This is a genomic window from Stenotrophomonas sp. TWI700, from assembly GCF_039673645.1.
GTDB classification, from domain to species: Bacteria; Pseudomonadota; Gammaproteobacteria; order Xanthomonadales; family Xanthomonadaceae; genus Stenotrophomonas; species Stenotrophomonas maltophilia_AA.
In genome coordinates, this window is the sequence record NZ_JBDJMB010000051.1 from 1 (window position 1) to 7,628 (window position 7,628).

Annotated in this window: 5 protein-coding genes and 2 rRNA genes; 5 read left to right on the forward strand and 2 right to left on the reverse strand. The window is 65.1% G+C overall.

Features of this window, described 5'->3' with window-relative positions:
* The 3 genes from rrf (ABE473_RS18510) to ABE473_RS18520 all read left to right on the forward strand — a co-directional run.
* Positions 1-102 (forward strand): 5S ribosomal RNA (gene rrf / locus ABE473_RS18510); the annotation flags it as partial.
* A 130-nt stretch (positions 103-232) separates the two neighbouring features.
* Positions 233-347, forward strand: a 5S ribosomal RNA gene (rrf, locus tag ABE473_RS18515).
* A gap of 283 nt (positions 348-630) precedes the next feature.
* On the forward strand, positions 631-1,575 hold the full coding sequence (locus ABE473_RS18520) for a hypothetical protein (RefSeq protein WP_346490503.1): 945 nt from the start codon (positions 631-633) through the stop codon (positions 1,573-1,575).
* Positions 1,576-2,008: 433 nt separating this feature from the next.
* Here ABE473_RS18520 and ABE473_RS18525 read toward each other — a convergent pair whose 3' ends face one another.
* Positions 2,009-3,739, reverse strand: a complete 1,731-nt coding sequence (locus tag ABE473_RS18525; RefSeq protein WP_346490504.1) for a M28 family metallopeptidase — start codon at positions 3,737-3,739, stop codon at positions 2,009-2,011.
* Positions 3,740-3,793: 54 nt separating this feature from the next.
* Positions 3,794-4,456 (reverse strand): hypothetical protein, encoded by a 663-nt coding sequence (locus ABE473_RS18530; RefSeq protein ID WP_346490505.1) that lies wholly within the window; start codon positions 4,454-4,456, stop codon positions 3,794-3,796.
* Between the two features lie 190 nt (positions 4,457-4,646).
* Here ABE473_RS18530 and ABE473_RS18535 point away from each other — a divergent pair, with 190 nt between their 5' ends.
* Positions 4,647-5,879, forward strand: a complete 1,233-nt coding sequence (locus ABE473_RS18535) for a peptidoglycan DD-metalloendopeptidase family protein (RefSeq protein WP_346490507.1) — start codon at positions 4,647-4,649, stop codon at positions 5,877-5,879.
* A 126-nt stretch (positions 5,880-6,005) separates the two neighbouring features.
* A complete protein-coding gene (locus tag ABE473_RS18540; protein WP_346490506.1) occupies positions 6,006-7,529 on the forward strand; it encodes a S41 family peptidase in 1,524 nt (507 codons plus the stop codon).
* Positions 7,530-7,628: the final 99 nt, after the last annotated feature.

Consider the following 7,628-nt stretch of genomic DNA (forward strand, 5'->3'; position numbering starts at 1 on the left):
GCGCTGTGGAACCACCCGATCCCATCCCGAACTCGGAAGTGAAACGCAGCTGCGCCGATGGTAGTGTGGCCTAAGCCATGCGAGAGTAGGTCATCGCCAGGGTTTTTACCCGAAAACCCCGCTGCTCACGCAGCGGGTTTTTCCTTTTTTGCAGGCACCTGGTTTTTACAGGTATCTGTTTCTCGGAAGAGACCTCTGCTGAGCTGGCGCACCGCGCTGCTCCAACCGTCTCCCTGGTGAAATTAGCGCTGTGGCACCACCCGATCCCATCCCGAACTCGGAAGTGAAACGCAGCTGCGCCGATGGTAGTGTGGCCTAAGCCATGCGAGAGTAGGTCATCGCCAGGGTTTACACCCAAAACCCCGCTGCTCACGCAGCGGGGTTTTTTTTGTTCTTCGCTTGGGTTCGAAAAGCAGCAATCAAAATGAGGCTTCGGGGTGTCTACAGAAGCCGGGGCGATTCACGTTGTTGCTGAGACCGCAACGCTTTCCCGTGAACAATCCCTCGGCCATATAGAACCTGGCTTGTTGTGAGCTCTGTCAGTGCAGCTGCTTGTTCTGACTGTTAGCCTGCTTTTTCTCTGGCCGTTGGGATGGCTTGGGATCAACCCACAGGGACACGGAGACCCCTATGAAATGGAAGCTTCTAGGTTGTTCTATCGCTCTTTGCCTGACCGCCAACGTCTGGGCGCAGGTGCCCGACCCGGACTCGGAGCTGGGCGAGGAGATGCAGACGCTGGTGAAGAGTTACATCACTCGGAATCCCGAAGTGTCCGTCGACGATGCCATCACACGGCTTGCCATTCAGACCGAGATCATGCAATCGATGGAGGACTTGCGGCAGGAGTTCTCAGACAGGTTGACGGAGATCTCCCTTCAGCATACCCCCGACCAACACATTCTTGTCGAACTGAAAGGTGCCGGTGCCGTCGCAGACCGCGTCGTCCGGACTGAAAGTGGCACGACCCGGGTGGTTTTTGAGACGGGGCACACGTATACCAAGCAAGAGTTCTACGCCATCCTCGATAAACACATGGATCTTCTCTACAGCGCCATACCTGGCGCCACCGGGTTCCTAGGTCGGCCAGGTGAGGATCGGCTGGTGATCTACATCGAAGGAAATGAGGAAACAGCGGAAGAGCTTCAGACCACGGTCAAGAAGCTTGAGCGGGTTCTGGGCTTCGCAATCACTCTCAGACCAAACATGTCCAAGTCACGCAATGTCGAGTACATCCAAGGCGGCGCGGTGCTTCAAAACAACAATTCGTTTTGCACGACGGGTTTTCCCGTCAAGCACACGGCCACAGGAAGAAAGGGGATCACGACAGCGGCGCATTGTCCCAACGATCTCATTTACGGCAACTACGGCACTGGGGAGGGTAAGTTCTCGACGCCCTTGACGTATGTGGACGGCATTGACGACGCAAGTCACGACGTTCAGTGGCATACGGCAGGGGTTCACACCCCCCCTTCGGTCCGTCTATGCCGTTTCAACCTCGGACTACAACACGCGCTCAATCATGTACATGTGGGCGGGTGCAGAGCTTGGGCAGGAGCTTTGCTTCCGGCGGGTTAGATCCGGCTGGAGTTGCGCCAAGGTGATCAGCGTTGACTGGAACCCCGGCTTGGCGTGCGGGCCCGGTCAAACGTTGCCCTGCGCCAGCACTTGGATACGTATCGAGGGCGAGGCGCTCGCCTGCGCTCCGGGGGACAGCGGTGCGGCCGTGGTCAGAGGCAATAACGGCCATGGGATTGTCTCGAAAGCCAACTCTAACGGCGTCCTTCCAGGCGAATGCGACGGGGTCACCATCATGCCGTGGGGGAAGATCAAAGAGCTGGGACTTACCTCTGGCTGAGCCTTCCCAGCTAATTTTCGCAAACTCGTCCATCGCGATCACGCGTACGTCCGATTCGCCTTCTCCCCTCAGGTGGGAGAACACCCAAGAAAAACGGCGCCCCGGAAGGCGCCGTTTTCATCAAACAAAGATCACCTCACAGCAACCAACCGCTCAGCGCGCAGACTCCGCAGCCGGCGCCTCGGTGCCCTTGCCCTTCATCATCGCATCGCGTGCCGCCTTGAACGGATTGCCTTCATACCAGTTCGGCCAACGGTCGCCGCCAGCCAGCTCCTGACCAACCCCGTAAAGCAGCTGCAGGTCCTCGACCGTGCCATCCAGCTTCCAGGTCGCCGGATCGAACTCATCCTTCGGGCCGTGGTAACGGTGGCTGCCGTAGTCCTCGGCGGCCTTGCGGCCAGCCTCGACACCGCCGTCGCGCAGATCTTCACCACCGTCCGCATACAACGCCGGCACACCCGCCTTGGCGAAGTTGAAGTGATCCGAACGGAAGTAGAAGCCGCTCTGCACCGCGGTCTCGCCGTGCAGGGTACGGCCCTGGTTCGCCGCCAGCGGCTTGAGGATGTCCTCCAGCTCGGAGCTGCCGAAACCGGTCACGGTCACGTCCTTGGCACGGCCCGCCACCGACATCGCATCGATGTTGATTACGCCGGCGATCTTGTCGAGCGGGAAGGTCGGATGGCTGACGTAATACTTCGAGCCCAACAAGCCCGACTCTTCCAGCGTCACCGCCAGGAACACCACCGAACGCTCCGGGGTAGGCTGCTGGTGGACCATCGCGTCGGCGACTTCCAGGATGCCGGCCACGCCGGTCGCGTTGTCGACGGCACCGTTGTAGATGTTGTCGCCCTGCTCACCCTCGTGCTTGCCCAGGTGATCCCAGTGCGCCATGTACAGCACCGCTTCGTCCGCCCGCTTGCTGCCCGGCAGCACGCCGACCACGTTGCGCGACTTCTTCTCGGCGACGGTGCTCTTCAGGTCGAACGACACCTTGGCCTTCAACGGCACCGGCTTGAAGCCACGCTTGCTGGCGTCCTTGTAGGCCTTGTCCAGATCCAGGCCGGCCTCGGCGAACAGCTGGCGGGCGGCATCGGCGCTGAGCCAGCCCTGCGCCGGCAGGCGTGCTTCCGGATCATCCTTGGCGGGCAGGTCGTACTGCGGACCGGCCCACGAATTCTTGACCACGTCCCAGCCGTACGACGCGCCGGCGGTGTCGTGCACGATCAGCGCGGCGGCCGCACCCTTGCGTGCGGCTTCCTCGAACTTGTACGTCCAGCGCCCGTAGTACGTCATGCGCTTGCCGTCGAACAGCTTCCCGTCGTTGACGTGGAAACCGGGGTCGTTGACGAACATCACGACCGTCTTGCCCTTCCAGTCCTGGCCGGCATAGTCGTTCCACTTCTGCTCGGGCGCGTCCACGCCGTAGCCGACGAACACCAGGTCACTGTTCTCGACCTTCACCTCCGGCTGGCCACTGCGGGTCCCGATCACCATGTCGGTGCCGAACTTCAGCTCGCGGGCCTTGCCGGCCTGGTCGAGCTTCAGCACGGTCGACTCATCGGCCGTGGTCTCGGTCATCGCGACATCCTGGAACCAGCTGTCGCCATTGCCCGGCTGCAGGCCGATGCGCTGCATCTGGTCGCGGATGTAGTTGACGGTCAGCTCTTCGCCCTTGCTGCCCGGCGAACGGCCTTCGAACTCATCCGAGGCCAGGGTCTTGACCAGCTCGGCGAAGTCGCCGGCGTTGATCTCGGGCGAAAACGCGTGGCTGGGCGCGGTCGGCGCCGCGTCGGTGGCGGGCGCGGCGGCAGGCGCCGCGGATTCGCCCTTGCACGCGGTCAACGCAGCGGCAGCGGCAAGGCACAACAGAAGTTTGCGGGGCATCATCGGTTCCTGGAACGGGAAAGGCGGGTGCACATCGCACCAGAGAGCACAATATCAATCCTGCGGCGCGGTGTCGGTGTCGAACGGCACGGCCACGCCACCACTGACCGGTCCCACCCGCGCGGTGCGGTGGACGTAGAGAGTGACCTCGCGTTCGAACTGCAACGGTCCGTTGACCGACGCATTCGGCCCGATGATCACGCGTGGCTTGCGGCCGGGGGTCAGCGACAGGTTGAAGTTCGGCTTCTTCACCTCGATCCCGCCGTCGACCTGCGAGCCCACGCCGACCGTGATGTCGCCGTTGACCGTCTCGATGCCGCCCGCCACGCGCGTCTCGACCAGGCCGATGCTGCCGTTGACGGTCTCCAGACCCCCGTCGATCTGGCTGCCGCGATCCAGGAAGATGCCGCCGTTGACCGTGTCCACGCCGCCGCCGGCAATCACTTCGCGCCCGACCCGCACGCTGCCGTTGACCGTGGAAATACCGCCGGTCCGCGCGCGATCGGCGACGCGGATGCCGCCGTTGACGGTTTCGATGCGACCGGTGACGGCGCCTTCGGCGACCTTGATGCCGCCGTTGACCGTCTCCAGATTGCCGTAGCTCTGGCCGGCCTCGGCAGAGATGCTGCCGTTGACCTTGCTGATGTTGTCGCCTGCGAAGGCCGGCGCACAGGGCAGCGCCAGGACCAGCAGCAGCGGAAGCAGGGAGCGTTTCATGGGAACCTCGATGGTGGAGCGCGGCTGGCAGGCCGCCTGCAGGAATGTCACCATGCATCGTTGCAATCCGCATCTGCCTGAAGTCACTGGAAAGCCCTTGCGCCACAACGCCTTCTCCTCACGCCGGGATAACAATCCGACCGACGGACGCGGTCGCTCGCAGTGGCTGACCCCGACGTTGCGTGCGCTGCTGCTGGCGGTGGCCGTGCTGGGCGCCAGCCCGCTCGCCGCCCAGTCCTCCAAGGAAGCCGAGCGCAAGCTGCAGAAGCTGCGCAGCGAGCTCAAGGGCGTGGCCCAGGAGCGGCGGAACCTGGAAGGTCAGCGCGGGCAGGCTTCGCGCCAGCTGCGCGAAGCCGATGAGAAGGTCGCCCGCACCGGCCGTGTCCTGGCCCAGACCGAAACCGCGCTGCAACGCGAAACCCGTGCCATGAACGAGCTGCAGGCCAAGCGCGATGCGCTGCAGGCCGGGCTGGAACAGCAGCGGGCGGAGCTGGCGTCGCTGCTGCGCGCGGCGTACCGCATCGGCAACAACGCACCGTTGAAGCTGCTGCTGTCGCAGGATCGCGTCGCCGATGCCAACCGCAGCCTGGCCTATCACCGGTACCTGCAGCGCGAGCGTGCGCAGCGCATCCAGTCGCTGACGGCGGATCTCACCGAACTCCAGCGCGTGGAGACGGAGATCGTCGAGCGCCGCAAGGCGCTGGAAGGGACCCGGCAGCAGCAGAAGCAGCAGGTCGCCACGCTGGCCGATGATCGCCGCGAACGGGCGGCCACGGTGGCGACGCTGGATGAGCGCTACAAGGATCGCAGCGAACGCGAAAAGGCGCTGGGCCAGGACGCCAAGGCGCTGGAAACCCTGCTCGCCAACCTGCGTGCCGCCGCTGCCCGGGCGGAGGCCGAACGCCGGGCTGCCGCGCGACGTGCCGCCGCGGAAAAAGCCGCTGCCGACAAGGCCGATCGTGCCGCGGCTGCCAGCGGCACGCGCCCGCCGCCGCGCGCGACCAAGACGCCGCCTGCGGTCGCCTCCGCGCCGCCGCCGAAGGTGGGTGGGCTGGGCTGGCCGCTCTCCGGCAACCTGCTCGCGCGCTATGGCGGCAAGCTGCCCGATGGCCGCACCAGCAGTGGCGTGCTGATCGGTGCGCCGGCCGGCAGCACGATTACCGCCGTCGCCGATGGCACGGTGGTGTTCTCCGACTGGATGACCGGCTACGGCATGATCCTGATCGTCGATCACGGCAACGGCTACATGAGCCTGTACGCCCATAACGACACCCTGCTGCGCGATGCCGGCGCCACGGTGAAGAAGGGTGAGGCGGTGGCCAAGGTCGGCAATTCCGGCGGGCAGGGCGTGACCGCGCTCTACTTCGAACTGCGTCGCAATGGGCAGCCGGTCGATCCGGGCAGCTGGCTGCAGCGGCGATAAACCGCACCCAACCTGGGGGCGCCGCCGTGCAGGGGATTCAACGGGAATTTACCGTCGCTTCGCGCATAATCGGGCGACGCACCGTGGTGCGTGGATAACCGTCCCCCGCTCATCCTGGAGTGCTTCATGCGCGTAGCCCGTTCCGCCACCTTGCTGCTGGCCCTGTTGCCCGCGGTGTCCTGGGCGCAGCAGACCGCTGAAGCGCCGGCACGCGGGGCCGATGCGGCCACCACGGAAGAAGCGGTGACCTCACGGGTTCCGTTGGAAGAAATCCGCCGCTACGCTGCGGTGTACAACGCGGTGCGCGCGGCCTACGTCGATCCGGTCGACGACAAGAAGCTGATGCAGTCCGCGATCCGCGGCCTGCTGCTGGACCTGGATCCGCACAGCACCTACTTCGACAAGGAAGACGCCGAGGCCTTCGATGAGCAGGCCAACGGCGCCTACGATGGCATCGGCGTGGAGCTGCAGCAGCAGCCCGACAACAGCAGCCTGAAAGTCATTTCGCCGATCGACGATACCCCGGCAACGCGCGCGGGCATCCTGGCGGGCGATCTGATCATCGCCATCGACGGCAAGCCGATCAGCGCGATCGAAGCGACCGAACCGCTGCGTGGCGCCGCGGGCACCAAGGTCGTGCTGACCCTGGTGCGCGAGGGCAAGCCCAAGCCGTTCGATGTCACGGTGACCCGCGAGACCATCCGCGTCACCAGCGTGCGCAGCAGGATGCTTGAACCCGGGTATGGCTACATCCGCCTGAGCACCTTCCAGGCCGACACCGGTGCCGATTTCCAGAAGCATGTCGCCCAGCTGCAGCAGCAGGCCGGTGGCAAGCTCAAGGGACTGGTGCTGGATCTGCGCAGCAACCCGGGTGGCCTGCTCACCGCCGCCGTGCAGGTGGCCGACGATCTGCTCGAGAAGGGCAACATCGTCAGCACCCGTGGCCGCATCTCGATCAGCGATGCACGCTTCGATGCGACCCCGGGCGATCTGCTCAAGGGCGCCCCGGTCGTCGTCCTCGCCGATGCCGGCTCGGCCAGCGCCTCCGAAGTGCTGGCCGGTGCCCTGCGCGACAACGGCCGTGCCCGCGTGGTCGGCAGCCGCACCTTCGGCAAGGGCTCGGTGCAGACCGTGCTGCCGCTGGACAACGGTGATTCGGTGAAACTCACCACCGCGCGGTATTTCACGCCGAGCGGCAAGTCCATCCAGGCCACCGGCATCATCCCGGACGTGCTGCTGCAGCCGGAAAAGCGCCCGGGTGATGACGAGCTGCCGGCCAGCCTGACCGATTACAGCGAAGCCACCCTTCCGGGCCACCTGCGTGGCGACGAAGAAGGCACCGAGGGTTACAAGGCCGGTGACGTGCTGCCCGGCGACGGTCCGATCAACGATGCCCTGGCCGAACTGAAGCAGCCGGGTTCGGTGCTGGCCAGGCAGAAGGCCGAGGCGGCGAAGAAGCCGGCGGCCAAGCCGGCAGCGGGAGGGGCAGGGGCAGGGGCAAAGCCAGCAGAGGCAAAGCCAGCAGAGGCAAAGCCAGCAGAGGCAAAGCCTACAGAGGCAAAGCCAGCCGAACAGCCTGCGGCTGCACCGGCTGCGCCCGCACCGGCCAAGCCCGAGGCCCCGGCCTCGACGGCACCGATCAAGCCCTGATCGGTAGTGCCGGCCGCTGGCCGGCTCCGCATGAAGCCCACCGGGTAGTGCCGGCCGCTGGCCGGCTCTGCTCGAATCCAACCCCGCGTGGAGCCGGCC

Excerpts from the sequence above, each read along its gene's own strand:
- ABE473_RS18520 (WP_346490503.1), top strand. The coding sequence starts at position 631 with ATGAAATGGAAGCTTCTAGGTTGTTCTATCGCTCTTTGCCTGACCGCC.
- ABE473_RS18525 (WP_346490504.1), bottom strand. The coding sequence starts at position 3,739 with ATGCCCCGCAAACTTCTGTTGTGCCTTGCCGCTGCCGCTGCGTTGACC.
- ABE473_RS18530 (WP_346490505.1), bottom strand. The coding sequence starts at position 4,456 with ATGAAACGCTCCCTGCTTCCGCTGCTGCTGGTCCTGGCGCTGCCCTGT.
- ABE473_RS18540 (WP_346490506.1), top strand. The coding sequence starts at position 6,006 with ATGCGCGTAGCCCGTTCCGCCACCTTGCTGCTGGCCCTGTTGCCCGCG.